The sequence below is a fragment of the Roseomonas populi genome (assembly GCF_024594815.1).
GTDB classification, from domain to species: Bacteria; Pseudomonadota; Alphaproteobacteria; order Acetobacterales; family Acetobacteraceae; genus Roseomonas; species Roseomonas populi.
Genome location: NZ_JANJOU010000002.1, coordinates 79016 through 105955, shown reverse-complemented (window position 1 = coordinate 105955; position 26940 = coordinate 79016). Strand labels below are relative to the sequence as shown.

Below are 26940 nucleotides of genomic sequence, written 5' to 3'. Positions count from 1 at the left end.
CGTGCCCGATACCGGTTTCCGAATTGGGCCATTCACCTCCCGCGCCGCTGCCCCGGTGCCGCCACGGTGGTAGAAGCGGCTGTTCGGCGGTGCTGACCCGCGCGCCGGCAGGACAGGACCGGTAGAGCAGGAAGCGCCAGGCGATGGATTTCAACCTGACCGAAGACCAGCGCATCTTCGCGGACAGCGTGCGCCGCTTCGCGGAGGAGAACCTGGCGGCCGGTGCGCTGCGGCGCGCGCACGCGCCCGGCTTTCCCTACGACGTGGCGCAGCTCATGGCGCGGCAGGGCCTGCTGGGCATCACTCTTCCGGAAAGGGATGGTGGCCAGGGCGGCACCCTCATGGACGCCGTCCTGGCGATCGAGCAGGTGGCGCTGGTCTGCCCGCGCAGCGCGGACGTGGTCCAGGCCGGTAACTTCGGCCCCATCCGGACCTTCGCGGAGTACGCGACGCCGGAGCAGAAGGCGAGATGGCTGCCGGACCTCCTGGCGGGCAGGAACTCCATCTCTCTCGGCATGAGTGAGCCGGAAGCGGGATCCGCGGCAACGGAGCTGAAGACCACGGCGCGGCTGGACGGGGACCACTACGTCGTCAACGGCTCCAAGGTCTTCGGCACGCACAGCGCCGAGGCCTCGCTCTACCTCATCTATCTCCGCTTCGGACCGGGGATCGATGGCATCGGCTCCATCCTCATCGAGCGCGGCACCCCGGGCTTCACCGTGGGCCAGCCCTCCCGCTTCATGAACGGGGAGGAGTGGAGCGCCCTCTACTTCGAGGAGTGCCGCGTGCCGAAGGAGAACCTCCTGCTCGGCCCTGGCGGATTCAAGAAGCAGATCGCTGCCTTCAATGCGGAGCGGATCGGGAACACGGCGCGCTCCCTCGCCGTTGGGCGCTTCGCCTTCGAGCGCGCGAAGGAGCACGCCGCGGCGCGCCGGCAGTTCGGGCGCACGCTGAACGAGTTCCAGGGAATCCAGTGGAAGTTCGCGGACATGGCGCTGAAGCTGGAGGCGGCACAGCTCCTGCTCTACCGCGCCGCGGTGAACGCGGATCGCGGCCTTCCCTCCGCATACGAGACGACGCTCGCCAAGCTCGCCTGCAATCAGGCCGGCTTCGACGCGGCGAACGAGGCGATGCAGATCATGGGCGGCACCGGCTTCTCGGAAGAAGCCCTGGTCGAGTACTGCATGCGGCGCTGCCGGGGGTGGATGATCGCGGGCGGCTCCATCGAGATGATGAAGAACCGGCTGGCGGAGGAGGTCTTCGGCCGCCGCTTCTCCCAGCGCTCGCCGAAGCCGGCCGCCCCGGCGCCGGGCCAGAGCGCCGGCTGACGCGACCTTGGGGTTCCTCGCCGGCCAGAGGCGAGCCTCCCCCTTCCCAAACTGCACCGACCCTGCGATTCGGGTGCTCATGACGAAGTCCAATGGTGACGCGCCGTCCGCCCAAGTTGCCGCGACCGAGGCCCGGTCGGGAATGCAGTTGATCACCCGGGCGGCGTCTGTCCTGAGAGCCCTGGAAGGGCAGTCCGGCGGCCTCAGCCTCGGCCAGATCGCGAGGGCCAGCGGCCTGCCGCGCCCCACGGTGCAGCGCATCGTGGACGCGCTCTGCGTCGAGGGCCTGGCGAAGGTGGATCCGAGGGGTGGCGGCGTGTTCCTGGGGCCGATGATCACCCGGCTCGCCACCTCCGTGCGGATCGACCTCGTGGCCCTCGCGCGGCCGCATCTGGAGCGCTTGGCGGCAACCACGCAGGGCTCCACCGCCATGACGGTGCTGCAGGACGGGCAGGTGGTGGTGATCGCGATCGTCACGCCGCCCACGCAGATGATCCGGCTGACCGCCAGCATCGGCTCCACCTGGCCGCTGCACAGCAGTGCGGAGGGCAAGGCGCTCCTCTCCGGCCTACCCGAGGCCGCGATCCGCAAGCTGCTTCCACAATCGCTGGAGGCGCGCACGCCGAACACCGTCACGGAGCTGCCGCGCCTGCTGGAGGAGCTCTCGGCGGGCGCCCAGTCCGGCATCCTGCTCGATCGCGAGGGAACAGGGATCGGCATCTCCGCCCTCGCTGCCCGGATCGTGGACGCGTCCGGCGGGCGCTACGCCATCTCGGTCCTGCTGCCCACCTCGCGCTTCGACGCGGACCTGCCCCGCCTGAAGGCGGAGCTCACCGCCTCCCGCGACCTCATCCTGCGGGAAGCCGGGCTGACCGCCTGAAGGTTGCCAGTCCCGGATCGCAGCGATCAGGCCGCCCGGCTCACGGCGGGGGCACTGCGGCCGAGGATCGCCAGCATGGCCTCTGCCAGCCCCGCGGTCCCCGTGCTGTCCTGGGCCCGCCAGGCAACGTGCATGTCTGGGCGCACCAGCACGCAACCGCCCTCCCCCACCTCGCGCAGCTGCGCCCAGTCACCGAACAGGTCCTCATGGGCCTGGCCGGGGCCGATGATGAAAACCTCGATCGGCACGCCCGTCTCCGCGGAAGCCCGAGCCGCTGCCTCTGCCCAGGCGGCCCCGGTCGGCCCGGTGAAGAGGCTGAAGCGCCCCTTCCCCGCCAGGTCCAGGGTGGACACCTGGTGCCCCCCGCGGCCAAGCCAGGCGTGCGGCAGCCGCGCCCCGGGCCAGGTCGTCGGGTGGTAGAACAGTTCCCGGTCGCGCCGGAACTCCGGCTCCGGCGTGCCGTCCGGCACCACGGCGGAGGAGTGGTAGCGCTGGTTCATCTCCACGCCGTGGGCGTTGAACTCGTAGTCCTTGAAGGCGATGGCCCGGCGCAGCGCCTCCCGCTGCTCCGCCGCCTCGGGGGTGTCCGCTTTTCTCGCCTCCATGTTCGCGCGCATCTGCGCGAAGCCGCGGTCGTCCAGCAGGCCCAGCGCGCCAAAGATGGGGCCGAACTCCTCGATGCTCTGGTTGGCGCGGGTCACGATCTGCCGGCCCACCGGCGCCCGCTCGGCGTCGTAGCTTTCCAGGAGCGACGGGGCGGCCTGCCCCTTCAGCACCAGGGCGAGCTTCCAGGCCAGGTTGTAGGCATCCTGGATCGAGGTGTTGGAACCCAGCCCGTTCGAGGGCGGGTGGCGGTGCACGGCGTCGCCCATGCAGAAGACCCGGCCCTCCGCGTAGCGCGTGGCGAACATGTGGTTGACCGTCCAGACGGAGGTGGAGGTGACCTCGATCGGGATCGTGTCGTCGCCGATCAGCTTGTGCGCCACCTCGGTCGCCACCCGCGCGTCAACCTCGGGCGGCGGCTGGTTGATGTCGTAGCCCCAGACGATCAGCCATTCGTTCCAGGGCCTGACCATCCGCACGAGCCCCATGCCGATGCCGCCGATGTTGGAGCCGGGCTGCAGCACCCAGTAGAGCACGCTGGGGCGATGGGCGACGTAGCGTGACAGGTCCGCCTTGAACACGATGTTCATGCTGCCCGCCACGCCCATGCGGCCCTCCATCGGCAGGCCGATATCCTCCGCCACCTTGGACCGGCCGCCATCGGCGCCGATCAGGTACTTCGCGCGGATCTGGTACTCGCGCCCGTCCAGCCGGTCGCGCACCGTGGCGGTCACGCCCTCCGCGTCCTGCACGAGGGACAGGTACTCGGTGTCCATGCGCGCGCGGGTGCCGCGGGCGCAGGCGTTGCCGAACAGGATCGGCTCCATCAGGTTCTGCGGCATGTCGCACATGGCCGAGGGGCTGGCCTGGTCGTAATCCGCCTTCCGCTGCGGGTGGGTTCCCCAGGTGCGGATGCGGCCCAGTTCCTCGCCGGCGAGGCTGGTGCAGAACACCGTGTTCCCCATCCACTCCTGCGGCGTGGCCTTGGCCAGCACTTCGTCCTCCACGCCCAGGTCGCGCAGGATCTCCATGGTGCGCTGGTTGGTGATGTGGGCGCGGGGCGTGTCCGCCAGCCAACGGTACTTCGTCACCAGCACGTTGCGGATGCCGTAGGTGCTCAGCGCCAGCGCAGCGGCGGAGCCGGCAGGGCCGCTCCCGACGATGAGGACGTCCGTCTCGATCATTCCCGTGATCCCTCCTCCGACCTTAGCCGACGCTTACGAGATGACGCATAGGGTCCAGACCCACGATGGGCATGGCGCGCGGCCTGAAGACAATAGGACCAAGGCTGGTCGCGAGAAGAACCTGCCCTCCCGGCCGGCCGCCTTGCGCCGTGGAAGCGAAAGCTGTCCTGCCGGCCCGTGAGGAGGGGGTGGCGATGCCTTCAGAGTCCCCGGAACCCCGTGGGCCGCCCAAGGTGCGCGCGCGCGACATAGGTCGCGAAGGCCTGGTGCTGGGCCGACATGTGCGTGCGGTACATCTGCACATCGCGGAAGTAGCGCTGCAGCCGGTTGCCCTTCTTCGTGGCGAAGGCGCCGACGTTGTGGAACAGGGATTCCACAACCTCCGCCGCGAGCTTCCCACCCTGTTGCAGCATGGTCCAGAGGCGCAGGTTGTCCTCGACCGTGAACGGGGTGCCGTCCTTCGCCCAGCGCGCGCAGAGGTCCATGTAGCGCTGCGCCGCACCCATCAGCACCGCCTCGGCCGCATCCGCCTTCGCCAGGGCTTCGCCGAGCGGGCGCTGAAAGTCGAAGTGATCGGCCCGCAGCACGTCCGGATCGATATAGGTCTTCATGATGCCGGAGACGCGCTCGTACTCGTCGATCGCGGCCCATGCGGCGCCCGTCACCACGGCGACGAGGGAGGCGTGGTACGGCCCCATGAGCCGGCCGAGATACATGGGGTTGCCGTGCAGGCGCGTACCCGCCGTTCCGTTCTCCATCCCGTCCGGGCGGGCGAACATGACGTCGAAGGGGATCACGAAGTGCGCGGGCACGAAGGTGTCGCGGATCTCCACGCTGTTGGAGCCGCTGGCACGCATCCCCAGGATCTCGTCCCCGCCCCAGTCCGGCAGGATCTCGTACCCACCCCGCGGCACGGCGACGAGCATCGCGCGCGGCGGCGCATCGCCATCCCGGAGCATGGCGGTTCCGATGAAGTGCGTGGCATGGGGAATGCCGGAGCAGTAGTTCCACTTCCCGTTCACGCGGTAGCCGCCCGCCACGGGCGTGACCGTGCCCATCGGCTGGGCCCGGTGCGGGGCGACGAACTCCCCGTCCTCTCCGTAAAGGTCGCGCTGCGCCTCCTCGGACCAGTGGGAAGCCACGATGAAGCCGTGCGAGGCCCCAAGCGTCAGGCACCAGCCGACGCCGGGATCGCCGCGGGAAACCTCCATCATCACCCGGTAGAAGTTTGGCAGCGGCATCTCGTAGCCACCGAACAGCCGAGGCTGGGTGATGCGATAGAAGCCCGCCTTGCGGAACGCCTGATGCAAGTCCTCGCCATAGGTGCCGCGCGCCTCGTTCTCCGCCTGCTGGTCCCGCAGGACAGGGCGCAGGGCCACGGCACGGGCGACAAGTTCTTCGACCGTGAGGCCGGGCTCCGGAACAGGCAGCGAGGCCGGGCGCAGGAGGGAACGGTCCGCGAAGGCGATGGACATGGCAGAACTCCCGGAAGTTTCGTGCGGCGTGGTGCCGGCTATTCCTCGGCCGTGTACCCGGTGGCCTGCACGATCGGCCCCCAGCGGTCGCGCCCCGTCCGGATCCGATCGTGCATGGCCTGGGACCCGAGCGGGACGGGAACCTGCTCCATCTTCGCCAGCGCAGCCTTCAATTCGGGATTCGCGGAGGCCGCGGCGATCGAGCGCTCCAGCCGCTCCACGACCGGGGCGGGCGCGCCGGCGGGGAGGAGGATGGTGTAGAGTTCCTCGGAGGTAAGATCGGGGTAGCCCAGTTCGGCGAAGGTCGGCACGTCCGGCAGGGAAGTGACGCGTGCCGGAGCGGACACGGCGAGGACGCGCACCTGACCGCCGCGGTGCTGTTCCGCCATGTCGCCGATCACGCCCATGATGGCGCCGAGACGGCCGGTCGAGAGATCGGGCAGCGCCGGTCCCGTGCCGCGATAGGCCACGTGCATCAGGCGGAGGTCGAGCTTGCGCGACATCTGCTCCGCCAGGAAATGCGGAACGGACCCCGCGGCGGGGCTGGCATAGGACACGTCGCGCTGGGTGCGTGCCCACTCCACGAAGCCCGCCAGGTCGCGCGCCGGATGGTTCGCCGCCACGACGAAGGCGAAGCCGAAGGAGGACGCCGCCCCGCCCGGCACGAAGTCCTTCAGCCCGTCGTAGCGCAGGGTGCGGGGGTAAATGTGCGGGTAGATCGTCAGCATGCTCTCGGGGGTGAAGACTAGCGTCGTGCCGTCGGGCGCAGCAGACTTCGTGGCATCCAGCGCGATGCGGGCCGCGGCGCCGGGGCGGTTCTCCACGACCACCTGCTGCGCGTAGCTGCCGCGAAGGCGCTCCGCGTAGATCCGTGCCACGATGTCCGCGGCGCCGCCCGGCGGGAAGCCCACCAGCATGCGGACGACCCGGTCCAGCGGCTGCGCCCGCGCAGTGCCCGCGATGGCGGCGGCTGAAAGGCCGAGCGCGGCGCGCCGTCCGATGTTGATCACCAGCTGCTTCCTCCGTGCGGTGGCCCGTTATCGGACCTTCCTATGATGCACTGTATCGTTACATGGACGTTATCGGGGCTGTGCTGTCCCGTCAAGCCGAAACGGCCGGCCCACGCCGCCTTCGGCCCGCGCCGCCGAACATCTTGCCCCCTTCCCTCATTCCCCGACCTCATAGCCGGAGTCTCGGACCACGGGCCCCCAGCGGTCGCGCTCCGCCCGCAGGCGCGCCGCGAACTGCTCCGGCGTCGTGCTGACGGGATACTGCTCGAGCTTCAGCAGAGCGGCCCGCATCTCCGGCGCGGCCGCCACGCCGGCGATCGCGCCGTGCAGCCCGGCCACGAGGTGCTGCGGCGTGCCGGCCGGCAGGAAGATCCCGTACCACTCGTCGGCCGTGAGCTGCGGAAAGCCGAGCTCGGCGAAGGTCGGCACATCCGGCAGCGTGGGCACGCGCTGAGGCATGGTGACAGCCAGCGCCCGCATCCGGCCGGACCGGTGCTGCTCCGCGGCGGTGCCGATCACCGACATATACGCCGCGATGCGGCCGCCGTTCAGGTCCGCGAAGGCCATGGCGATCTCGCGGTAGGGCACGTGGGAGAGGCGCAGCCCCAGCGTCTTCGCCATCATCACGGAGACGAAGTGCGGTGTGGAGCCCGCCGCGGGGGTGGCGTAGTCGATCTCCGGCTGCCGCCGCGCCCACTCCACGAACTCGGGGAAGCTGCGTGCGGGGTGGTTGGCGTCCACCAGCCAGGTGAAGCCGAAGGAGGACAGCCCGGTCACCGGCACGAAGTCCCGCTGCGGGTCGTAGCGGAGCGTGCGCGGGTAGATGAAGGGATAGAGCACCATCATCGTCTCGGGCGTCATCAGGAAGGTGCTGCCGTCCGGCGGGGCGCCCTTCGCGGCCTCGATCCCAATGCGCGCGGCGCCGCCAGGGCGATTATCCACGATCACCTGGGGGGCGTAGACGCCCCGCAGCCGCTCCGCGTAGAGCCGGGCAACCGTGTCCATGACGCCGCCGGCGGAGAAGTTCATGACCAGCCGCGCCGGGCGGTCCATCATCTGCGCCGCGGCCTCCCGCGGTCCCAGGACCCCGGCCAGCCCGGCGGCGCTGCCCGCCGCGAGCAGCGCACGGCGCTTCGTCCCACGCTCCATCACCCTTCCTCCCTGTCCTGCCCGGGGCGGTTGATCCGCCCCTGGGCCAAAATCACACGGCGGCGGTGCTGCGCTCGATCCAATCCGCGACCAGGGCGGCGACGTCGTCGCTGTTCCGCTCGATCATCATCATGTGGCCGTTGCCGTGCACGCCGTGCTCCGCCAGCCGGATGTGCTCGGCAGGCACGCCGGCCTGGCGCAGGAAATCGACGGTGCCGTGGTCCTGCTGCGCCTTCCACGAGGCCTCCGCCGTCACCACCGCCACGGGTACGTGCCGCAGGTTCGGGAGCTGCCGGGCAGGCTCGGATTGCACCCAGCAATCCTGCAGGTCGGGGCTCGGCGCCCTCAGCAGCTTCCGCCCCAGCTCCTCCGGGGCGCTGGCGGGCGGATCGAAGAGGAGCGGCACGGCGGTAAGGCCCCAGGAGAGTGCCCCCCCGGGTGTCTCGGCGAAGGCGGGGCCTTGCGGCTCCACCGCGACGATGCCGCGCACCAACGCAGGCCGCTCATCGGCCGCCAGCCAGCCGAAGGGCCCGCCCGCAGAGTGGGTGATGAGGACGGCGGGGCCGATCCGGTCCAGCAGGGCGGCGGCGCAGCGCCGCATGTCAGCATGGACCCTCGCCAGGTCGGCCATGGAAGGCCCCTGCCCCGCCATGAACTGATCGAGCACGGGATCGCCGATATCCGTCCCGCCCGGCCACTGCGTGTGCAGCCGCGCCTGCGGGTAGGATTCCGGAGAGAGCTCCGGCGCCACGAAGCGGTCGCGCATGAACTCGTAGCCCGGCGGCCGGCCGAGAGGACCGTTGATGTCGGGATGGTAGGGAGAGCGGCCGAGCGCCGTGCGGTCCACGACATAGACGGCGTATCCGCGCCGCAGGAAGAACGTGGCCCATCCCGGCCGCCCATCCGGCGTGCCGAGGTAGTCCAGCCCCTGGCCACCGCCGCCATGGACCATGACGACGGGCAGTGCGTGAGACCGCTTCGCGGGGATCTGGTACCCCACGAACATCTGCCCGCCGGCGAGGAGCCCGTAGGGCTGCTGCTGCCGCTCCACGCCGACCCAGAAGAAGCCCTGGTCCGCGAGGACCAGCGGCTCCGGCACGCGCCCCCCGTCCATCCGCTCGCCCCCTAAAGCCCGCGCATGCCGACGGGCTTGCCGAGATGGGCGCGCCCGACATAGGTCGCGAACTCCTCCCACTGGGCGGAGCTGTGGGTTCGGTACATCATGACGTCCCGGAAGTAGCGCTGCAGGCGGTTGCCCTTCTTCGTCGTGAAGGCGCCGGCGGAGCGCAGCAGCATCTCCACCGTCTGCACGCCCATGGCGCCGGCCTGCTGCAGCGTGGCACGCAGGCGAAGGTTGTCCTCCACGCTGATCGGGGTGCCGTCCGCCGCCCAGCGCTCGCACATCTCCATGTAGCGCTCCAGCGTGCGCACGAGGATCGCCTCCGCCGCGTCGGCACGCGCGAGCGCCAGGCCGAGCATGCGCTGGAAATCATGGTGGTCCGCCCGGAGCAGGCTGGGATCGGCTAGCGTCTTCATGCGACCGATCAGCGCCTCGTACTCGTCGATCGCCGCCCAGGTCGCGCCCACGACCACGGAGACGAGCGAGGCGTGGTACGGCCCCATGATGCGGCCGAGATACATCGGGTTGCCATGCAGCCGCGTGCCCGGCGTGCCCTCCGCCAGCTCCTCGGGCCGGCAGAACTGGGCGTTGAAGGGCACGGCGTGGTGTGCGGGGATCACCGTGTCCTCGATCACCACGGTGTTGGAGCCGGAGGAGCGCATTCCCAGGATCTCGTCCCCGCCCCAGTCCTGCATCACCTCGTACCCGCCGCGCGGCACGACGACGAGCACCGGGGATGGGGGCGCCCCATCCCCGGCCTGCAGCAGGGCCGTGCCGATGAAGTGCGTCGCGTGCGGCACGCCGGAGGAATAGTTCCAGCGGCCCTGGATCCGCAGGCCGCCCGGCACGGGCGTGGCGGTGCCCAGCGGCTGGGCGCGGTGCGGGGCGATGAAGTGCCCGGTCTCCCCGAACAATTCGCGCTGCGCCCTCTCCGGCCAGTGGGAGGCGAGCAGGAAGGCGTGCGAGGCGGCGAGAGTCAGGCACCAGCCCACGCCGGGATCGCCGCGTGAGACCTCCATCATGGTGCGGAAGAAGACCGGCAGGCCGAACTCGTAGCCGCCGAACATGCGGGGCTGCGTGATGCGGTAGAAGCCCATCCGCTCGAACTGCTCGTGCACGTCGGCGGCGTAGGTCCCCAGTGCCTCGTGCTCCTCCTGCCTCGCGCGGAGCATCGGGCGGAGCGAGACGGCGCGGTCTATGAGGTCGCGCGGGGTCAGCCCAGGCTCGGGCACCGGGAGGTGAGGAGCGGATGACGGCGAGACACGCTCGACGACGGCCAGTTGCATGCCTGTTTCCTCCCGTGCTGCACCTTTTCTCCCGGCGGGGTTTGCCGTTTCGGGCCAAACTTGTCCGCACAACGATACAGTGCATTATTAAACGAACGGTAGGATCCTGAAACATCCGCTGTCAAGCATCTCGCGGGTGCCAAGCAACAGGACTGACCCTCTCATGGCCGACGTGGCGGACGTGGCGGACGTGGCGGACCGGCAGGGCCACGAGACAGTCCTCTGGTGGAACCGTGGGTTCGCGCAGAGCGACTTTGCCGCCCAGATGGCAGGAGTTGGGGGCGCTCGCCCAACCGCAACATCAAGCCTTCATCGCGAGGAGGGATGGCGATCTCCCTCCTCGGGGCTACAGCGGCCCCGCCGGATCCCCAGGCATTCTGCATCGGCGGCCAGGGCCGATGCGGCTCCGGTCGCCGCGCGGCAGCGCCCAAGCGGCAACGATCCCTGCACCCCAGGGATCGAGCCTTGTGATCAGCGGCGCAGGTACTCGCGGACAGTGCTGGCCGCGGCATCCTGCAGGATGCGGGCAACCGCGGGATCAAGCCCGGCGGTGTAGCTCGAACCGACGGGGGACTGGTTGAACAGCGCGGCATAGGTGACCGCCGCGGCGAGATAGGTGCCGGCAAGGCTCGGATGCCGCTTGTCCGCGACATAGAGGCCGATGTCGGGCCGCTCCGCGACGACGCGGGCAAAGGCAAGGCCGGCCGGGATCACCATCGCGCCATTCTCGTTTCCGATGCGCGTATAGGCCTCGGCGAGCTGGACGGTCATGTCGGGCTTATCCAAATAGGCCCAGGACATGAAGAACACCGGCTGCGCGCCATGCCGGCGCACCGTCTCCGCGTGGCGCCGCGCATACTCCGCGAAGGCGCCGTTCAGATCCGGATGCACAGGGCATTGGCTGCAGTCCATCATGACCGCGACATCGAACAACCTGGCGTCGTGATTGAGCGAGAGGACGTTGTTCCGGTCGATCGTGTACCGCGCGACCGCGTTCGGCCGGAAATAGGATTCAACGTCGTGCCAATCGAGGCCGGAGCCGCCGATCCCGATGAGCGTCGCGCGCAAGCGCTGCGAGGGCGCGTTGGCGCGCAGGAATTCGGAGACGTGGTTGGTGATGCCGTTGTTGTAGTAGAAGAAGCTGTTGCCGATGAAGACCATCGAGGCCGGCGAGGCGACGCCGGTCTCTGTCACCCGGGCCGCTGGCTGTGCGGCGAGCGGCGCCGCACCTCCGGCCAACATGGCGGCGACGAGCAGCGCACGGCCCATCCGGTTCAGCTTGACCATTGCTTCCTCCATCCCCGGGTCTTGTCCTGCTGATCAGCGCCGGTGATGCGCGGAAGGGCCGGGTTCCCCGATTTGGCTCTGCTCAGCTTCAGGAAGCAAGGTTGTCCGGGTTCCCGGGAATAGGACGCTCGCTGGGAGTTGGCATCACCACCGACAGCCGCTCTCACCGGCAGGCTGCCCGACTTCCGGCACTGGCACGGTAGGAACTTCGGGGAACCGGTGGCGCTCAGCCACCGCCGGGTTCCCTGCCCCGCTATCACCCGCGCGCTGCGGCCAGGGGCGGAGCGGACGGCTGCGGGAGGAGCCGGTCCGAGGAGACGAAGCCGCGCCCTACCGCCGGGCGATGAACCACTCCGGCTGGAAGCCACTGGCGTCCGATCGTTGTCATGATTTCTTCCGCACCCTCGCCGGGCTCGCACCGTGGACGGGATGTCGCGCGGCGGGCAGGGTGACGGACTTGCCCCATCTTGTGCCGCCGGAGGAAACTGTTTAGTTTCCGACATGGCTGGGAAGTCTGGTGACCATCGGCCCCCATACCAGCATCATCTCGCTGCAGACATCGTCCGCAGGGAACATGGAGCACGCGTGATGACCAGCGGGGCGGTTGTGCCTCTTGAATGTTTGGCGAGGTCAGGCGCGATCCCGGCCGGGATCATGGCTGCGCGGGAGATCCCCCTCGACCGCGGCTCACGCCGGGCCACGACGCCCACCAAGACCAACCCTCGCCGATCCAGGACAACCACGCCCTGCAAACTCGCAGTCCGGACGGGAAGGCTGCTCCAGGATCCACCGGCAGGATCATGCCGCGGCTTCGCGGACATGCCCGCGAACAAAATTCTTGCGGGAAGCCGGCTTTGTGGCTCGCGATAACACGGAAACCAGCGCCGCAACCGGCGCATCCACGCTTCACAACCCATCTTTGACTGGGCCAGACCATTGAAGGCTATCATCCTTTGCGCCGGACAGGGGAAGCGCCTGCTTCCCATGACCGAGCGCGTGCCGAAGTGCCTGCTGCGCGCGGGTGACCGGTCCATCCTGGAATGGCAGTTCCGGGGGCTGTTCGCGGCCGGCATCAAGGAAGCGACCCTCGTCACCGGCTTCGAGGCTGGCGCCGTGGAGGCGAGGCTGCCCGCGATCACCCCGCCGGGGCTGCAGGTCAGCACCGTGTTCAACCCGTTCTTCGCCGTGGCCGAGAATATCGGAAGCTGCTTCCTGGTGCGCGACCTGCTCCGCGCGGGGGACACGGTGCTGCTGAACGGCGACACTCTGTTCGAGCCGGCCGTGCTGCGCCACCTGCTTGCCGCGCCCGCCGCCCCGATCACGGTGACCATCGACCGCAAAGAAGGCTACGACGCGGACGACATGAAGGTGTCGCTGGACGGCACCCGCCTTCTCGACATCGGGAAGACCCTTCCGCCGGAGCGGACGAACGGCGAATCTATCGGCATGCTGCGGTTCCAGGGCGCGGGCGGTGCCCTCTTCGCCGACGGATTGGACGAGGCGTTGCGCCAGCCGGAAGGCCTGCGCCGGTGGTATCTCTCGGTCATCCAGTCCCTCGCCAGGGCGCACGAGGTGCGGGTAACGTCGATCGAGGGCCTGAGCTGGGGCGAGGTGGACTACCCTGACGACCTGAAGCAGGCGGACGCGCTCGTCCGCTCCTGGGACGCGGCGACTCCTGCCCTGACCGGAGCGGGCTGAGGTGGAGCGGCTTCCGACACGCAACAGCCTTCCCCAGCGCCTGGGTGACTTCGCCACCCTTGCGGAGGCGCTGGACTACGCCGCCCTGGGGGAGACGGGGTTCGGTTTCCACGACGGTCGCGGGGCGCTGACCGCTGCCCTGCCCTATTCCGCCCTGCGATCAGGCGCGCGGGCGCTTGCCGGGCGCCTGCTCGTCGCGGGCCTGGCGCGCGGAGACCGCGTGGCGATCGTCGCCGAGACGCACCCGGACGTGGTCACCGCCTTTCTGGCCTGCCAGTACGCCGGGCTGGTGCCGGCGCTGCTGCCCGTCCCGACCGCTTTCGGCGGGCGCGAGACCTACATCGAGCACATCTCCCGCCTCACCAGGGCAGCCCGCGCCTCGGCGCTGTTCGTCCCCGCCGCGCTGGAGCCCTGGCTGCAGCCCTTCGCCGCGGAAGCGGAGCTTGCGATCTTCGGGACACTGGCGGGCGCCTTCCCGGAGACGGCTGAGGAGAGGCCCGCGCCCGAGGCGCGCCCGCTTGGCGAAGACGAGATCGCCTATCTGCAATTCTCGTCCGGCAGCACGCGGTTCCCGGTCGGGGTCGCCGTCACCCAGCGCGCGCTGATGGAGAACCTCCGCTCCATCCTGCAGCATGGCCTGCGTCTGGGGCCGGAGGACCGGGCCGTGTCCTGGCTTCCGCTCTATCACGACATGGGGCTGGTGGGCTTCATGCTCGCACCGCTCGCGGGGCAGGTGACGGTGGACTACCTGTCGCCGCAGGAATTCGCGCGCCGGCCGCATCTCTGGCTGCGGCTGATCTCCCAGCACCGCGCCACCCTCTCCTACAGCCCGAGCTTCGGCTACGAGCTCTGCACCCGCCGCGGGCGGCCGGACCCCGCCCGCGAGGCCCCGCTCGACCTTTCCTCCTGGCGGGCGGCGGGGATCGGGGGCGACATGATCCGCCCGCAGGTGCTGGCGCGCTTCGCCGAGACCTTCGCACCGGACGGCTTCCGGAGGGAGGCCTTCGTCCCGAGCTACGGCATGGCCGAGGCGACGCTGGCCATCAGCTTCGCGCCGCTCGACAGGGGCCTGACGACCGATATCGTGGACCTGGACCGGCTGGAGCGCGAGGGCGTGGCCAGGCCAGCGGTGGACGACGCGGCGCGCCTGCGGGAATTCGCCCTCTGCGGCCCGCCGGTGCCGGGCACGGAGCTGGAGATTCGGGACGCCGCGGGCGCGGCACTGCCGGAGCGGCGCGTCGGGCACGTGGTGGTGCGCGGCCCCGGCCTGATGCAGGGCTATGACGAACGGCCCGAGGAGAGCGCGGCCGCCCTCTCGCCCGATGGATGGCTGAGCACGGGCGACCTCGGCTACCGGCTCGATGGCCAGGTGGTGATCACCGGGCGCGCCAAGGACCTGATCATCGTGAACGGCCGCAATGTCTGGCCGCAGGACCTGGAATGGGCGGTGGAGCAGTCGCTCGCCACCGCCCGCAGCGGCGACGCCGCGGCCTTCTCGGTGGAGGAGGACGGGGTGGAGCAGGTGGTGATGCTCGTCGAGGCGCGCGGTGCGCCGGACAGCGCGGCGCGGGAGCGGGTGACGACCGAGGTGGCCGGCCTGCTGCGGGCCCGCCACGGGGTGGAGGCGCGGGTCGTGCTCGTCTCGCCCGGCACCCTGCCGCGCACCTCCTCTGGCAAGCTGAGCCGTTCCCTGGCCCGCAGCCGGTACTTGGCGCGCCAGCCCACGGGCGGCGCCGATCCGCTGGCGGCGGCCTTCGAGCCGACGCCGCCGGCATGAGCCCCGGGATGGACCAGGCTCCGCTGGTCGCCGTGACAGGCGGAACCGGCTTCCTTGGCCAGCACGCGGTCGCCGCGTTCCTGGCCCAGGGCTGGCGGGTGCGGATGCTGGTCCGTGACGGGCGGCGGGTTCCCGCCGCGGGCGCAGAAACGGTGCCGGGCGACCTGTTCGACGCGGCCGCGCTGCGCCGGCTGGTGGAGGGCGCGCAGGCCGTGGTGCACCTCGCCGGCCTGACCAAGGCGCGGCGGGCCACCGACTTCATGGCCGTGAACCGGGATGGCAGCGCGCGGCTGGCGCAAGCCGTCGCGGCCGCGGCCCCCGAGGCGCGCTGCGTGATCCTTTCCTCCCTCGCGGCGCGGGAGCCGGGCCTCTCCCCCTACGCCGCCAGCAAGAGAGCGGGAGAGGAAGCGGCGATCGCCGGGCTGGGGCCGGCCGGGCGCTGGGTGGTGCTGCGGCCAACGGTGATCTACGGGCCGGGGGACCGTGAAGGCCTCGTGCTGCGGCAACTGGCAGGCTCCGCCCTCGTGCCGGCCCCGCGCGCGCCCGAGCCGCGGATCACCATGGTTCACGCGCGGGACGTGGCCGACGCCCTGGCCACCCTCTGCGTCTCCGGCCCCCTGGGCGAGGTCTTCGAGGTTACGGACGCCCGGTACGAGGGCCATGGCTGGCGCGAGCTGCTGGCGCGGATCGCCGGGGCCCTCGGGAATCGGCCCCGCTTCGTCGGCGTGCCGGACGTTGCGATGCTGGCCGCCGGCGCGGCGGCCGATGCCCTGGCGCGGGTCACGGGGCGGGGCGGCATCTTCGGGCTCGGCAAGGCGCGGGAGATCCTGCACCGGGACTGGTCCTCCAGCCCCGCGCGGCAGTTGCCCGGCCTCGTCTGGTCCCCGCGCATCACCTTCGAGGAAGGGCTGCAGGACACGCTGGCGTGGTGGGCCAGCCTCGGGCGGGGTGCCGCCCGTGGTTGAACCACCCTGGACTGTTCCCTGGGACTATTTGGTGTCGGCCGCCCGCTGCCGCTCGGCCTCGTAGCGATAGATGCAGGTGTTCCCGCTCGTCAGCGGCCCGATGGGGCCGGGAATCTCCGTCACCGCCAGGCGGTCGCCGTCGATGCGACCGGCGGCGAAGCGGTCCGATCCGTCGCGGTTCATCGCGACCTCGCCGTCCTCGCGCACGGTGCCGGCCATCATGGGGCGCTGCACGGCGGAGTGGCGGCGGTGGGAGCTCCGCAGTTCCACGGCGCCGCCGCGCACGCTGAACCAGACGGTGCGCGGCAGGGTCCGGCAGTTTCCCGTCGCGCCGGACGGGATCTGCTGGCCCTGGTACAGCCCGTCGAACCGTGCCAACGCCTGCCGCGCGGCGGGGTCCGGCGGGGCCGCCGCCCCGCCCGCGCACCCCGCCAGCAGGGACGAGACCAGCACCAGCGCCGCCCAGGGGCGGCCGCGGAGGAACGGATGAGCCAGTCCGCCACGCCCACCACCGGCCCGGCCGGCCAACCCGACCATCGGCCCGACGATCGGCCTGTCGTCTTCATCCACACCAACGCGAAGCAGCGGCTCGGAGCCCTCGTCTCCGCCCATTCCTTCCGCCGCAACGCGCGGGACCCGGATGGCTTCGAGGTCCGCCTTCTGGAGGCGGAGCAATCCGCGCCCCTCCGCGCGGCGGAGGGGCGGAGCTTCCTGCGCGCCGGGCACGCCCGCCGCTGGACGATGGACGACCTGCAATCCTTCACCCCTCTCCGTTTCGCGGTGCCCGACGCCATGAGGCACCGGGGCGTGGCCCTGGTGGTGGACCCCGATGTCTTCGCGGCCGGCGACGTGGGCGAGCTCTTCGCCCGCGACCGCGAGGGCAAGGCCATATGGTGCCGCGCCCGGCCCGGCCACAACGGCGCGGCGGATTACCTTGCCTCCAGCGTCATGCTGCTGGACTGCGCGAGACTGTCGCACTGGCGCTTCGAGCCGATGCTGGAGGACCTGTTCGCCCACCGGCTGGACTACGTGGATCTGATCGAGCTGCGGCGGGAGCCGCGCGAGACGGTCGGGCTGCTGGAGACGGTCTGGAACGATTTCGACCGGCTGGCCCCCGACACGCGCCTGCTGCACACCACCAAGCGCCGCACCCAGCCCTGGAAAACCGGCCTGCCCGTGGACTTCACCCTGCGGGACCGCGGCTTCGGGCCGATCCCGGCGGCGGTGGTGCGGCCCTTCCTGCGGCTCTGGACGGCCCGGGCCCGGTACAAGCCCCATCCCGACCCCCGGCAGGAGACGTTCTTCTTCGCCTTGCTGGCGGAATGCCTGGACGAGGGCTCCGTCACGAGGGCGGAGGTGGAGCACGGGATCACGGAGAGGCATATCCGCCCGGACGCGCTGGAATTGGCGGATCGCTGCCGGGGGAAGCTTCCCCGGCCCCACGCGCCCGCAGCAGCGGCATGACGCGCGCCACCGCCCCGGCGGCCGCGTCCGGCGGGGCGGACCGGCCCTCGGTGAGCCGGTGATGCTCCAGGCCCTGCCAGAAGAACCAGAGGTCGCGCGGCCAGCCCGCCAGGCCGCGGCGCACCAGCCCACCCCAGGCCCGGCCGAGGCCGCGGAGCAGGGGCCAGGCTTCCGTCCCCTGGTCGCCATCCGCCAGCCGCAGCGCGCGCATCCCGCGGAGCCAGGCACCGCCGGGACCACCGGCGCGCACGGCGACGAGGGTGACGGGGCGCCCGGTCGCCACCGCGTCCGAGACCATGGCCACGCTGTCGGCGGTCACGGCGATCGTGTCCGCCAGGGCGAGCAGGCCCGGATAGGGATTCCGCTCCCCCGAGCCCTCCAGCAGAGCGGCTGGCATGCGGGCCGTGGCGAGAAGGTCACGGACGCGCCCTGCCAGATCCGCCGGAGTGCGCCGGCTGGCGATGGCGAGGACGCTGCCCCCTTCCCTCTCCGCCAGCGCCAGCAGGGCGTGGCAGGCACGCTCCACCTCCCGCGCATCCAGCCGCCAGGGCCAGGAAGGCCCGCCGAGAAGAAGCGCGTGGCGAGGCCCGGGGAACTGCGCGAAGTCCTCGCGCCATCTTGCCGCCGCCTCGGCCAGCCGGGCGGCGGTCTGGCGAGTCAGGGAGATAGGCTGCTCCAGCACGGTGCGGCCGGGCGGCACCCCGTATTGGGGCGTGGTCACCACCAGGTCGAGCAGGGCGGGATCGCAGCGCGGCCGGCCGATCCCCACGATGCGGGTGCTTCCCCCCGACCGGCTACGGACCCAGCGCGCGGCCGGCACGCCGCGACGCCCGACCGCGATCACGAGGTCGGGCCAGGGCGGGACCAGCTGCGCGCGGGAGGCCCGGCGAAGGCTCGCCAGGCCGGCGCCCAGCAAGGCCGTGGGCAGCAGGCGAAGAGGGTTGTGTTGGAGGCGAACCACATCCACCGCGCCGCCGGACGCGGCCGCCACTGCCTCCGCCAGCGCCAGCACCTGGTTGTTGTCGCCGGTGCGCGGACCGAGCAGCGCCAGGATGCGCGGCCCTGCGGCCGTGGTTCCGTCCTTCCTGTCCATGCGGCCTTCCCGGGGGCGCGGAGGTTGGTCCCGGGCCGGACGGCCGGCAAGGGTTCCTGATGCGCATCGCCTATGTCGCGGGCACCGCCCTGCCCTCCCGCGTGGCGAGCGCGGTCAATGTTATGGGCATGTGCCGCGCCTTCGCGGCGGCAGGGCACGAGGTCACGCTCTATGCCCGGGGGCGGCAGCAGGACGCGCCGGCCGTCTTCGAGGCCTTCGGCATGCCGCCCCTCTTCGAGCTGGTGCTGCGGGCGCCGCCGGGCCTGCCGCTGGCAAAGAACCTGCTCTACGCGCTGCTCGCGGCACGGGCCATGTCGGAGCGCCCAAGGCCGGACCTCCTCTACGGGCGTCACGCCTATGCCCTTGCGGCCGCGGTCGCGCGCATCCCCGCCCCGTTCATCTACGAGGCCCATGCGCTGCCGCGGCGGCGGGCACGGCGACTCGCGGAGTCCTGGCTTTTCCGCCACCCGCGCCTGGCGCTGGCGGTCGCCATCTCCCGAAGCCTGGCCGAGGACTACGCCGCCGCCGTGCCGGCCCTCGCCGGGCGGCCGATGATGGTGGCCCATGACGGTGCGGACCCGGTCTCCGATCCCGGCCCGCCGCCGGAGCCCTGGCCCGGGCGCCCCGGCGCGGCCCAGTTCGGCTATGTCGGCCACCTCTATCCCGGCAAGGGGATGGAGACCGTGGCCGCCCTGGCGGAGGCCCTCCCCGAATGCGACCTGCACGTGGTGGGCGGGATGGAGGGGGATATCGCGGCCTGGCGGGGGCGCTGCGCTGGGCGGGCCAATCTCCACTTCCACGGCCATGTGCCGCACGCGCGCGTGCCCGCCTACCTCGCGCAATTCGACCTGCTGCTGGCGCCGCCCGCGCCGAGCGTGGCCTCGTCCGCCGGGCGGGAGATCGGGCGCTGGATGTCGCCGCTGAAGCTGTTTGAGTACATGGCGGCGGGCCGGCCGATCCTCGCCTCCGACATCCCGGCGCTGCGCGAGATCCTGGCCGGAACCGGCGCGGCGATCCTGCTGCCGCCCGGGGATGCGGCGGCCTGGGCAGCGGCGGCGCGGGCGCTCCTCGCCGACCCCGCGCGGGCCGAGGCCCTGGGTGCGCGGGCCCGGGCGGTTCTGCTGGAGACCTATAGCTGGGATGCCCGGGCGGCCCGGATCCTCGCGCGGCTGGAGGATGGGCGGGCATGAGCGGCGGGGTGGGAACCGCGGGCGCCGACGCGCTGTTCCGGCGCATCCTGCGGAATGCCGGGCTGCTGCTGGGCGGCAAGGCGGCGACGGCGTTGCTGAACCTGGCGGCCTTCGGCCTGGGCATGCACACCCTCGGCGCGGCCGGGATGGGCGTGCTGGTGCTGATTCACGGCTTCGCCCAGACCACCGCCTCCTTCGTCAAGTTCCAGTCCTGGCAGGCGGTGCTGCGCTACGGCGCGGGCAGCCTGGAACCGGAACGGCGGCCTGCCTTCCAGGCCCTGCTCCGCTTCACCCTCGCGCTGGACATCGGCTCCGGCGTGCTGGGCAGCCTTGGCTGTGCCCTGGCGGCTTGGTTCCTGGGCCCGGCCTTCGGCTGGCCGCCAGAGGTGGTGCCGCTGGGTGCCCTCTATGCCACCTGCACGGCCTTCCTCGTGCTGGCGACGCCAATCGGCCTGCTTCGCCTGTTCGATCGCTTCGACCTGCTGGCGCGGCGGGACGCCATGGGGGCGGCGATCCGGCTGGCCGGGGCGGGGCTGGCCGCGGCGCTGGGCGCAGGGCTGCCGGGCTTCCTGGCGGCCTGGTACGCGGGGACGGTCCTCGGCGGCTTCGTCCTCATCGCCGCGGCTTTGGGGGAGATCTCTCGGCGGGGTCTGCTCCGGCGGGAGGCAGGCGTGCCGCGCCAGCGGGCAACGGAGGCGCATCCCGGGATCTGGGGCTTCGCTTGGTCCACCAACCTGATGACGACACTGTCCCTCGGCTCGACCCACCTGGCCACGCTCTGCGTCGGCGGGATGCTCGGCCCGGCGGAGGCCGCGCTCTTCGCCCTCGCCCGTCAGCTCGGGGAGGCGGCGCTGAAGCCGAGCCGCTTCCTCACCCCCGCCCTCTACCCGGAACTGGCGCGGCTGGCGGCGGCGGGGGACCGGGCGGGGCTGCGGCGGCTGCTTCGGCGGGGCCTCGCCCTCTCGGCCGTCATCGCGCTCGGTTTCCTCGCCGTCCTGGCCGCGCTGGGGGAATGGCTGCTACGCCTGATCGGCGGGGCGGAAGGCGGCGCGGCCTATCCCGTGATGCTGCTGCTGGGCCTGGCATCATCCATCGGCTTCGCCGGCTTCGCCCTGGAACCTTTGCTGGTCTCGATGGGCCGGCACGGGCTCGCGCTGCGGCTCAGGGCCGTGACAACCGCGGTTTACATCCCGCTCGCCCTTGGTGGGCTGGCGCTCTTCGGGCTGGCCGGCGCAGGGGCGGCCTCGGTCCTCTCGGCCCTCCTCTTGCTAGCGGGTCAGGCTGTGCCTTCCGCGCAATGGCTTTTGGCAGATGACAGTTCGGCAACACGATGAACCTTGCATCGAGCTTACAGGAAGCCTTAGTCCGGAAGAGCCCGGGGGGGCTTTGGGGTCGTGAACAGGGGAAGTGAGATGCTGGACGAGCAGGCCGCCCTGCGGGAGATAACCGCGGCCCTGGAAGAATCGGGGAAGCTGACCGGCCCCGTGACGATGGAGACGCATATCCTTCAGGATCTGAACTTCGATTCCGTGGGCGCCATCGACTTCATCATGCTGCTGGAAACCCGCCTGGACACCATCATCTCGATGGACCGGATGGCGGAGATCGAGACCGTCGGCGACCTTGTCCGCGTCCTCGTCAGTGACCCGAGCCTGGCTGCCTGACCGTGCTATCCAAATTCCGCGCTCTGCGCGACGAGCACGCGGCCGTTGCGGCGGCCGGGCGCGACCCCTTCGGCGTCTCCTTCGATGCCGTCCTCTCCGCGACCGAGGCCGTGCTGGGCGGGCGCCGCATCCTGCTGCTCGGCACCAACAACTACCTCGGCCTGACCTTCGACCCGGACTGCATCGAGGCCGCCGCGGCTGCCGTGCAGGACCAGGGCACGGGCACCACGGGATCGCGGATCGCCAACGGCACCTATGACGGGCACGCGGCGCTTGAAGGGCGGCTCGCCGCCTTCCTGAAGCGGCGCTCGGCCATGGTCTATACCACCGGCTATCAGGCGAACCTCGGCGCGCTCTCGACGATCGCGGGTAAGGGCGACCACCTGCTGCTGGATGCGGACAGCCACGCCAGCATCTACGACGGCGCGCGGCTGGGCCACGCGCAGGTCACGCGCTTCCGGCACAACGATCCCGACGACCTGCGGCGCCGCCTGCGCATCCTCTCCTCCCAGCCCGGCGAGAAGCTCATCGTGGCCGAGGGCATCTACAGCATGCTCGGCGACACCGCCCCGCTGCGCGAGATGGTGGAGGTGAAGCGCGAGGCCGGGGCCTGGCTGCTGGTGGACGAGGCGCACTCGCTCGGCGTGCTGGGCGAGAGCGGGCGCGGGCTGGCCGAGGCCGAGGGCGTGGAGGGGGACGTCGACTTCGTCGTCGGCACCTTCAGCAAGAGCCTTGGCGCGATCGGCGGCTTCCTTGCCTCGGACCTGGACGGGTTCGACGCGCTGCGGCTCTCCGCGCGCCCCTACATGTTCACGGCTTCCCTGCCGCCCGCGGTGATCGCCTCCGTGATGCAGGCGATCGAGGTGCTGGAGGCACGGCCGGAGCTTCGCGACAGGTTGCGGCGGAACGGGCAGCACCTGCATGAGGGGCTGGCAGCGGCCGGCTTCGCGCTGGGCGCGATGCCTGGCCCGATCATCTCCCTGGCGATGCCGGACCGCGAGACGGCGGTGATGTTCTGGAACGGGCTGCTGGCGGAAGGAGTCTACTCCAACCTCGCCCTCGGGCCGGCCACGCCGGGCGGCAAGCCGCTGCTGCGGATGAGCGTGAGCGCGGCGCTGACGCCGGCGCAGATCGACACCGCCGTGAACGCGATCACCCGCACGGGCTACGCGATGGGGCTGCTCAGCGTTCCTTTGGCGGCGGAGTAGGCGCTGCCGGCACCGTCCTCTCCGGCCCCGATGCCCGGGGCATGGGCGGGCGGCGCGTGGCGCGACCCCCTGGCGGCGCTGGCATTGCTGGTGCTGGCGTTCCTGGCGCGCGGCTTCTTCCTAGGTAATCCAGTCATCGAGGGCGACGAGCAGTTCTACCTGCTCGTCGGCGACCGGATGCTCGGGGGCGCCCTGCCCTACCGAGACATCTGGGACCGCAAGCCGGTCGGCCTCTTCCTGATCTACGCGGCGATCCGCTCCCTCGGGGGTGAAGGGGTGCTGCAGTACCAGCTGGTCGCCACCGTATTCGCCGCGGCCACGGCCTTCCTGATCTTCCGCATCGGCGCCGAGGTCGCTTCCCGCCGGGGCGGCTTCCTGGCCGGCGCGGCCTACCTCCTCTGGCTCGGCGCCTTCGGCGGAGAGGGCGGGCAGGCGCCGGTCTTCTACAACCCCCTCGTCGCCGCGGCCGCCTGGCTGGTCCTGCGCGCGGTGGCGCATCCCGGCACCCGGTTGCGGCTGGCGGCACTCGGCGCGGCCGCGATGCTCGCCGCCGGGCTGGCGATGCAGGTGAAGTACACGGCCGTCTTCGAGGGGGCGTTCCTCGGCCTCGCCCTCCTCTGGGCCGCGTGGCGGGCGCGGGCCGGGCTGGCCTTCCTGTCCGTCGCCGCGCTCGCCTGGGTGGCTTGCGCGCTCCTCCCGACCGCCGCCGCCCTCGCCGCCTACGCGGCCATGGGGGAAGCGCAGGCCTTCGTGTTCGCGAACTTCCTGTCGATCCTCCGGCGCAATACGGCGGCGCTTGGATCCCCCCTGCCCCGGCTGGCGACCATGGCCGGGCTGCTGCTGCCGCTCGTCCTCTGCGCCGTGCTGGGGCTGCGCCAGGGGTGGAGGGCGGCAGAAGAACCGGAGCGACGGGCGGTCCGCATCATCGCCGGCTGGGCCGCCGCGGCGCTGCTCGGCGTGCTCCTCTTCGGCACCTTCTACATACACTACGCCCTGCCGCTGCTCCCGGCGCTGCTGGTCGCGGCGGCGCCGCTGCTGGGCCGTCCGGGCGCGCGGGTCTGGAAGGTGCCGGCAGCGCAAGCCCTCCTCGCCCTCGGCGTGGCCGCGACATCCGTGCAGGCAGCCCTCCATCTCCGGGCCCGCGGCGACGGCAGCCAGGTGCGGGAACTCGCCTCGGCGGTGCGTCCCGGCGCCGCGCTTTACGTTTTCGACGGGGAGCCTGTCCTCTACCTGCTCACCCGCAGCCCCCTACCGACGCGCTACGTCTTCCCGACCCACCTGAACGACCTGCGCGAGGCAGGCGGGATCGGCGTGGACCCGGTGGCGGAGCTGCGGCGCGTCCTGGCCGACCGGCCCGACTACATCGTGACGACGGACGGCACGCGCGGGCGGATGAACCCGGTGTCCCAGGACGTGCTGAGGCAAGCCCTGGCCGCCGACTACCGCGAGGTGCGGAGCGTGCGGATCGGCAGCCGCCAGCGGGTGCTGTACGAACGTATTTCCTGAGCCGGACGAGAGAGCGCAGCGCCCTCAGCGCACCGCGCCCTGCCGCCGCAGCCGCCAGAGCAGGAGCGGCGCCGCGAGGATAGGGTGGCGGCGCTGCCAAGGGGTCAGCTCGAAGGCCACGCCCGAGTGGCGGGCGACCTTGTCGGCCAGGTAGTCGGGGCCGCCGTTGAAGGTGAAGGCGGCCTTGACCAGGCGGGCGACGTTCAGCGCCTTCCCAGCGGCGCGCCGCCGGGCCCAGCGTCGGGCCCAGGCCCTGCCCCCATCCGCCGCCGGCCGCGCCGGGAGGCGGGCGAGCGCCGCGGGCAGGATCGCGTCGAACCAGGCCGGGGCCGTGGCGACGATGCTCTCCGGGCGGTTCCCGCGTTCGGCCCGCAGCTCGGCCCCGTAGGTCTTGGCGAAGAGGTGGCGCCAGAGGGCGGCGGGCGGCTCCGTGGGGGCGCCCAGGCGCAAGGCCCAGGTCACGGCGATCTCCACCGCGCGCGCGACGGCCGCCTCCACGCGCCGCCGCGCCTCCGTGTCCCGTGCGTGGACGAGGGTGGCGGGCTGGCAGAACCGCGCCCAGAGGGTGGTGTCGGTCGCGTCGGGCCGCATCCGCCCCTCGAAGGCGTGCAGGGTCATCACCGCGACCTTGGCGCGCAGCGGCCCGTCGGGCCCGTCCAGGCGCCAGTGCAGGACGTTCGGCGGCAGCGCGGCGTTGAAGAAGGCCGCGGCGCCGGGGCCGTTGAAGGCCCGGTCGGAGGTGGTGAGGACGTAGAGGTCCAGCAGCCCCGTGGCGTCCCCGCTGCGGCGGCAGGATCCGTAGAAGATTACCGCCTCCACCGCCTCGCCGTGCCCGGCGAGGATATCGTCCGCGATGCAGCGCGCGGCGCGCATCGCGGGGTTCGGCTCCCCGGGGAAGGCCAGTTCGGCGGCGACGAGGGAGAGGAGCGCCTCGGTCACGGCGTGGCGAAGGTCACGGAAGAGGGCGCCGAGAGGATCAGCCCATCCGGACCGGGCTCGTACACCTCGCCATCCAGCACGAAGGCGGTGCCGAGCCGAAGCGAGAGGCGGTCGGCACGCCCGCTGGCATAGCCGGCCTCCGGCATCCAGGGACGCGGCCGGCCGCCATCGGTGTTCCAGCGGGCCGCCCAGATGGCAGCTGCGAGGCGCCTCGGCGGTGCCGCGACGTCCAGCCAGCGCAGCGGGCCGCTCCCCTCTCCCCAGAAGGGCCAGAAGCCCAGCATCAGGCGCTCCAGTGGGGTGGCGAGAAGGAGGAAGCGGCGCCCCCCCGGGGCGGGCTGCCCGTCCACGGACATGGCCATGTCGAAGCCGGTGCGCAGGGGGTGGCTGCGCCGGGCGATGGCACGGGCCGCCGTGCCGGCCAGGGCCAGGGCGACCGCGAGCCCCTCATGGATGCCCCATCGGTGCAGGCCCTCGTCAGCGACCTGCTTCGCGGCCGTGAAGGCGCCGGCGCCGAAGAAGAAGCCCCGCATGGGCACCTCGTCCAAACCGGGGCGCCCGATTTCCAGCACGGGGGCGGCGCGGCGACGAAGGGTTCCGCCCTCCGCCGCGCGCCGCAGGGCGGCGAGGCCCTTCTCCCCCGGCCCGGCGGTGCCGAGGACGCGCGCGGCGAGGTTCGTGTTTCCGGTGGCGAGCAGCGCGATGGCCGGGGGATGCTCGAAGCTCCCGGGTATGGCGGTCAGCACCTCGCGCAGCGTGCCGTCACCACCCTGCACGACGAGCAGGTCCACGCCCCTCGCCGCGAAATCCCCCAGCACGAACCGGAGCTCCTCCGGCGTGGCGGGGGCAGCGCGGAGCAGCCCGGCGGTGGCCCCGCCGCCGAGCGCGTGACGTCCCTCCCGCAGGGCACGGCTGAGCGGGTTGGTGATGAGGCCGATGCGCGGCGCGCCGCTCATCCCTCGAGCCAGGAACGTAGCGGCGCCCGGCGGCGCGCCAGCCCGGCCTGGACCGTAACCACCACCTGCTCCAGGCAGCCGAAGACGGTCCAGACGGCTAGGGCGAGCATGCCCAGGTCCGGCCGGCCGATCAGGGTGAAGGCACTGAGGATCAGCAGGTTCGGGTTCCGGCGGGCGATCCACAGGCGGAAGAAGCTGTCGAAGCGCCGCCAGACGTGGATTTCCATCTTGTAGAGGCCGAGGAACAACCCTTCCTGCAGGCGCTGCGCCACGTAGCCGCCGAAGACGATGACCCCGATCGCCACCGGACGCTCCAGCGGCATCCCGGCAGCGGAAAGGCCGTAGATCCAGGCCAGCCACCAGAAGGGCGGGTGGATCAGGTCGATCGCGTGGTCGAAGACGTTGCCCATTGGGGTCGCGGTCAGCGTCACCCGCGCCAGCTTGCCGTCCACCGTGTCCAGGAAGGTCATCACCCAGGCCGCGAGCAGGCCGGGCCACCAGGACCCAATGGCGAAAAGCCAGAGCGCGACGAAGACGAGGATCAGGCTGGCGAAGGTCACCATGTTCGGCGTGATGCCGAGGGCGGCGCAGGCGCGCACGACATGGAAGGCCGGGCGGGGCCAGACATGCTTGGTGATGACGTCCGTGACGCCCTTGTAGGAGCCGCCGAACATCTCCCACTCCACCGCGCGGCGCGTGCCGGCATCCAGGCGGAGGAGGTAGGGGTTCCCGCGCTTGCGCAGGGCCTTGTTGTAGAGGTCCACGAGGTCCGTCGGGCGGGCAGCGACGAGGCCTGCGAAGGCCGGGTCCGCGGCGGGGCGGCTGGCCGCCAGCGCGGCGGCGACCGGGGCGGCCCTCTCCCCGTCGGGCAGGTGGGCGCCGACGGGTAGGCCGTCCTCCGGGCGGAGGAGGAGCGTGCCGGGGCGGCCGGCGAGGCCCTTCACGAGCGAGGCGTCGTAAACCTGGTCGGCGCGAAGAAGTAGCGACGGTCCGGCCGGGGCATCGCCGCCCCAGGGCGCCGCGTCCGCCACGCCGGCCCGGGCCAGGGCGCGCCGCAGCAGCTCGGAACCCGGCATGCTCCAGACCGGCACCGCGGATTCGCCGATCCAGCGCGCCGCCAAGGGGGCCGCCCCAGGTTCAGCCCCGGCGGGGGCCAAA

The 26940-nt window shown here is 71.8% G+C and carries 23 protein-coding genes; 11 read left to right on the top strand and 12 right to left on the bottom strand.

Features of this window, described 5'->3' with window-relative positions; all coding sequences use genetic code 11:
- The first annotated feature begins 143 nt into the window (after positions 1-143).
- Together NRP21_RS03510 and NRP21_RS03505 are read left to right on the top strand one after the other, a co-directional pair.
- A complete protein-coding gene (locus tag NRP21_RS03510) occupies positions 144-1328 on the top strand; it encodes an acyl-CoA dehydrogenase family protein (protein WP_257714792.1) in 1185 nt (394 codons plus the stop codon).
- A 142-nt stretch (positions 1329-1470) separates the two neighbouring features.
- Entirely contained in the window at positions 1471-2208 is a 738-nt protein-coding gene (locus NRP21_RS03505) for an IclR family transcriptional regulator (RefSeq protein WP_257714791.1), read from the top strand.
- Between the two features lie 26 nt (positions 2209-2234).
- Here the strand turns inward: NRP21_RS03505 and NRP21_RS03500 are convergent, their stop codons facing one another.
- From NRP21_RS03500 to NRP21_RS03470, 7 genes are all read right to left on the bottom strand, one after another.
- A complete protein-coding gene (locus tag NRP21_RS03500; RefSeq protein WP_257714790.1) occupies positions 2235-3995 on the bottom strand; it encodes an FAD-dependent oxidoreductase in 1761 nt (586 codons plus the stop codon).
- Positions 3996-4195: 200 nt separating this feature from the next.
- Entirely contained in the window at positions 4196-5470 is a 1275-nt protein-coding gene (locus NRP21_RS03495; protein ID WP_257714789.1) for an acyl-CoA dehydrogenase family protein, read from the bottom strand.
- Between the two features lie 38 nt (positions 5471-5508).
- The gene (locus NRP21_RS03490; protein WP_257714788.1) at positions 5509-6480 is read right to left on the bottom strand and encodes a tripartite tricarboxylate transporter substrate-binding protein; all 972 of its coding nucleotides are present in this window, start codon (positions 6478-6480) and stop codon (positions 5509-5511) included.
- Positions 6481-6636: 156 nt separating this feature from the next.
- Positions 6637-7629: a Bug family tripartite tricarboxylate transporter substrate binding protein gene (locus NRP21_RS03485; protein ID WP_257714787.1), complete on the bottom strand. Its 993-nt coding sequence runs from the start codon at positions 7627-7629 to the stop codon at positions 6637-6639.
- 52 nt (positions 7630-7681) lie between these two features.
- A complete protein-coding gene (locus NRP21_RS03480; protein ID WP_257714786.1) occupies positions 7682-8743 on the bottom strand; it encodes an alpha/beta hydrolase in 1062 nt (353 codons plus the stop codon).
- 11 nt (positions 8744-8754) lie between these two features.
- Positions 8755-10035, bottom strand: a complete 1281-nt coding sequence (locus tag NRP21_RS03475; protein WP_257714785.1) for an acyl-CoA dehydrogenase family protein — start codon at positions 10033-10035, stop codon at positions 8755-8757.
- A gap of 471 nt (positions 10036-10506) precedes the next feature.
- Positions 10507-11322 (bottom strand): hypothetical protein, encoded by an 816-nt coding sequence (locus NRP21_RS03470; protein ID WP_257714784.1) that lies wholly within the window; start codon positions 11320-11322, stop codon positions 10507-10509.
- Positions 11323-12258: 936 nt separating this feature from the next.
- Between NRP21_RS03470 and NRP21_RS03465 the strand changes: the two genes are divergently transcribed.
- From NRP21_RS03465 to NRP21_RS03455, 3 genes are read left to right on the top strand one after another with little or no spacing between them, the layout of a single operon-like run.
- Positions 12259-13020 carry a phosphocholine cytidylyltransferase family protein gene (locus NRP21_RS03465; RefSeq protein WP_257714783.1) on the top strand — a complete coding sequence of 254 codons (762 nt, stop codon included), beginning with the start codon at positions 12259-12261 and terminating at the stop codon, positions 13018-13020.
- Between the two features lies 1 nt (position 13021).
- Positions 13022-14797 (top strand): fatty acyl-AMP ligase, encoded by a 1776-nt coding sequence (locus NRP21_RS03460; RefSeq protein WP_257714782.1) that lies wholly within the window; start codon positions 13022-13024, stop codon positions 14795-14797.
- Between the two features lie 8 nt (positions 14798-14805).
- A complete protein-coding gene (locus tag NRP21_RS03455) occupies positions 14806-15762 on the top strand; it encodes an NAD-dependent epimerase/dehydratase family protein (protein ID WP_257714781.1) in 957 nt (318 codons plus the stop codon).
- Between the two features lie 24 nt (positions 15763-15786).
- Here the strand turns inward: NRP21_RS03455 and NRP21_RS03450 are convergent, their stop codons facing one another.
- Positions 15787-16215, bottom strand: coding sequence for a hypothetical protein (locus NRP21_RS03450; protein ID WP_257714780.1), 429 nt, complete (start codon positions 16213-16215; stop codon positions 15787-15789).
- 33 nt (positions 16216-16248) lie between these two features.
- On the opposite strand from NRP21_RS03450, the gene NRP21_RS03445 reads away from it, so the two are divergent.
- Positions 16249-17226 (top strand): hypothetical protein, encoded by a 978-nt coding sequence (locus NRP21_RS03445; RefSeq protein ID WP_257714779.1) that lies wholly within the window; start codon positions 16249-16251, stop codon positions 17224-17226.
- On the opposite strand, the gene NRP21_RS03440 is transcribed toward NRP21_RS03445, so the two are convergent.
- A complete protein-coding gene (locus tag NRP21_RS03440; RefSeq protein ID WP_257714778.1) occupies positions 17132-18319 on the bottom strand; it encodes a mitochondrial fission ELM1 family protein in 1188 nt (395 codons plus the stop codon). The genes NRP21_RS03445 and NRP21_RS03440 overlap by 95 nt on opposite strands.
- A 59-nt stretch (positions 18320-18378) precedes the next feature.
- On the opposite strand from NRP21_RS03440, the gene NRP21_RS03435 reads away from it, so the two are divergent.
- The 5 genes from NRP21_RS03435 to NRP21_RS03415 all read left to right on the top strand — a co-directional run bounded on the left by NRP21_RS03435 (position 18379) and on the right by NRP21_RS03415 (position 23887).
- Complete coding sequence (locus NRP21_RS03435; RefSeq protein WP_257714777.1) at positions 18379-19509, top strand: glycosyltransferase family 4 protein; 1131 nt, start codon at positions 18379-18381, stop codon at positions 19507-19509.
- Complete coding sequence (locus NRP21_RS03430; protein ID WP_257714776.1) at positions 19506-20843, top strand: lipopolysaccharide biosynthesis protein; 1338 nt, start codon at positions 19506-19508, stop codon at positions 20841-20843. Before NRP21_RS03435 ends, NRP21_RS03430 begins: the two co-directional genes overlap by 4 nt.
- 78 nt (positions 20844-20921) lie before the next feature.
- Positions 20922-21173 (top strand): acyl carrier protein, encoded by a 252-nt coding sequence (locus tag NRP21_RS03425; RefSeq protein ID WP_257714775.1) that lies wholly within the window; start codon positions 20922-20924, stop codon positions 21171-21173.
- Positions 21170-22381: a serine palmitoyltransferase gene (spt, locus tag NRP21_RS03420; RefSeq protein WP_257715096.1), complete on the top strand. Its 1212-nt coding sequence runs from the start codon at positions 21170-21172 to the stop codon at positions 22379-22381. The genes NRP21_RS03425 and spt overlap by 4 nt, the downstream gene beginning before the upstream one ends.
- Before the next feature lie 30 nt (positions 22382-22411).
- Positions 22412-23887, top strand: coding sequence for a glycosyltransferase family 39 protein (locus NRP21_RS03415; RefSeq protein WP_257714774.1), 1476 nt, complete (start codon positions 22412-22414; stop codon positions 23885-23887).
- A gap of 24 nt (positions 23888-23911) precedes the next feature.
- Here NRP21_RS03415 and NRP21_RS03410 read toward each other — a convergent pair whose 3' ends face one another.
- From NRP21_RS03410 to NRP21_RS03400, 3 genes are read right to left on the bottom strand one after another with little or no spacing between them, the layout of a single operon-like run.
- On the bottom strand, positions 23912-24826 hold the full coding sequence (locus NRP21_RS03410) for a hypothetical protein (RefSeq protein WP_257714773.1): 915 nt from the start codon (positions 24824-24826) through the stop codon (positions 23912-23914).
- A complete protein-coding gene (locus NRP21_RS03405; RefSeq protein ID WP_257714772.1) occupies positions 24823-25782 on the bottom strand; it encodes a diacylglycerol kinase family protein in 960 nt (319 codons plus the stop codon). Before NRP21_RS03405 ends, NRP21_RS03410 begins: the two co-directional genes overlap by 4 nt.
- Positions 25779-26903: a CDP-alcohol phosphatidyltransferase family protein gene (locus NRP21_RS03400; RefSeq protein WP_257714771.1), complete on the bottom strand. Its 1125-nt coding sequence runs from the start codon at positions 26901-26903 to the stop codon at positions 25779-25781. The genes NRP21_RS03405 and NRP21_RS03400 overlap by 4 nt, the downstream gene beginning before the upstream one ends.
- Between the last annotated feature and the right edge of the window lie 37 nt (positions 26904-26940).

Bases quoted from the DNA above. Each gene is read 5' to 3' on its own strand.
- NRP21_RS03415 (WP_257714774.1), top strand. From the start codon at position 22,412: ATGCCCGGGGCATGGGCGGGCGGCGCGTGGCGCGACCCCCTGGCGGCG.
- NRP21_RS03505 (WP_257714791.1), top strand. From the start codon at position 1,471: ATGCAGTTGATCACCCGGGCGGCGTCTGTCCTGAGAGCCCTGGAAGGG.
- NRP21_RS03445 (WP_257714779.1), top strand. From the start codon at position 16,249: ATGAGCCAGTCCGCCACGCCCACCACCGGCCCGGCCGGCCAACCCGAC.
- NRP21_RS03405 (WP_257714772.1), bottom strand. From the start codon at position 25,782: ATGAGCGGCGCGCCGCGCATCGGCCTCATCACCAACCCGCTCAGCCGT.
- NRP21_RS03480 (WP_257714786.1), bottom strand. From the start codon at position 8,743: ATGGACGGGGGGCGCGTGCCGGAGCCGCTGGTCCTCGCGGACCAGGGC.
- NRP21_RS03435 (WP_257714777.1), top strand. From the start codon at position 18,379: ATGCGCATCGCCTATGTCGCGGGCACCGCCCTGCCCTCCCGCGTGGCG.
- NRP21_RS03510 (WP_257714792.1), top strand. From the start codon at position 144: ATGGATTTCAACCTGACCGAAGACCAGCGCATCTTCGCGGACAGCGTG.
- NRP21_RS03470 (WP_257714784.1), bottom strand. From the start codon at position 11,322: ATGGTCAAGCTGAACCGGATGGGCCGTGCGCTGCTCGTCGCCGCCATG.
- NRP21_RS03495 (WP_257714789.1), bottom strand. From the start codon at position 5,470: ATGTCCATCGCCTTCGCGGACCGTTCCCTCCTGCGCCCGGCCTCGCTG.
- NRP21_RS03500 (WP_257714790.1), bottom strand. From the start codon at position 3,995: ATGATCGAGACGGACGTCCTCATCGTCGGGAGCGGCCCTGCCGGCTCC.
- NRP21_RS03475 (WP_257714785.1), bottom strand. From the start codon at position 10,035: ATGCAACTGGCCGTCGTCGAGCGTGTCTCGCCGTCATCCGCTCCTCAC.
- NRP21_RS03430 (WP_257714776.1), top strand. From the start codon at position 19,506: ATGAGCGGCGGGGTGGGAACCGCGGGCGCCGACGCGCTGTTCCGGCGC.
- NRP21_RS03485 (WP_257714787.1), bottom strand. From the start codon at position 7,629: ATGGAGCGTGGGACGAAGCGCCGTGCGCTGCTCGCGGCGGGCAGCGCC.
- NRP21_RS03455 (WP_257714781.1), top strand. From the start codon at position 14,806: ATGGACCAGGCTCCGCTGGTCGCCGTGACAGGCGGAACCGGCTTCCTT.
- NRP21_RS03425 (WP_257714775.1), top strand. From the start codon at position 20,922: ATGCTGGACGAGCAGGCCGCCCTGCGGGAGATAACCGCGGCCCTGGAA.
- NRP21_RS03440 (WP_257714778.1), bottom strand. From the start codon at position 18,319: ATGGACAGGAAGGACGGAACCACGGCCGCAGGGCCGCGCATCCTGGCG.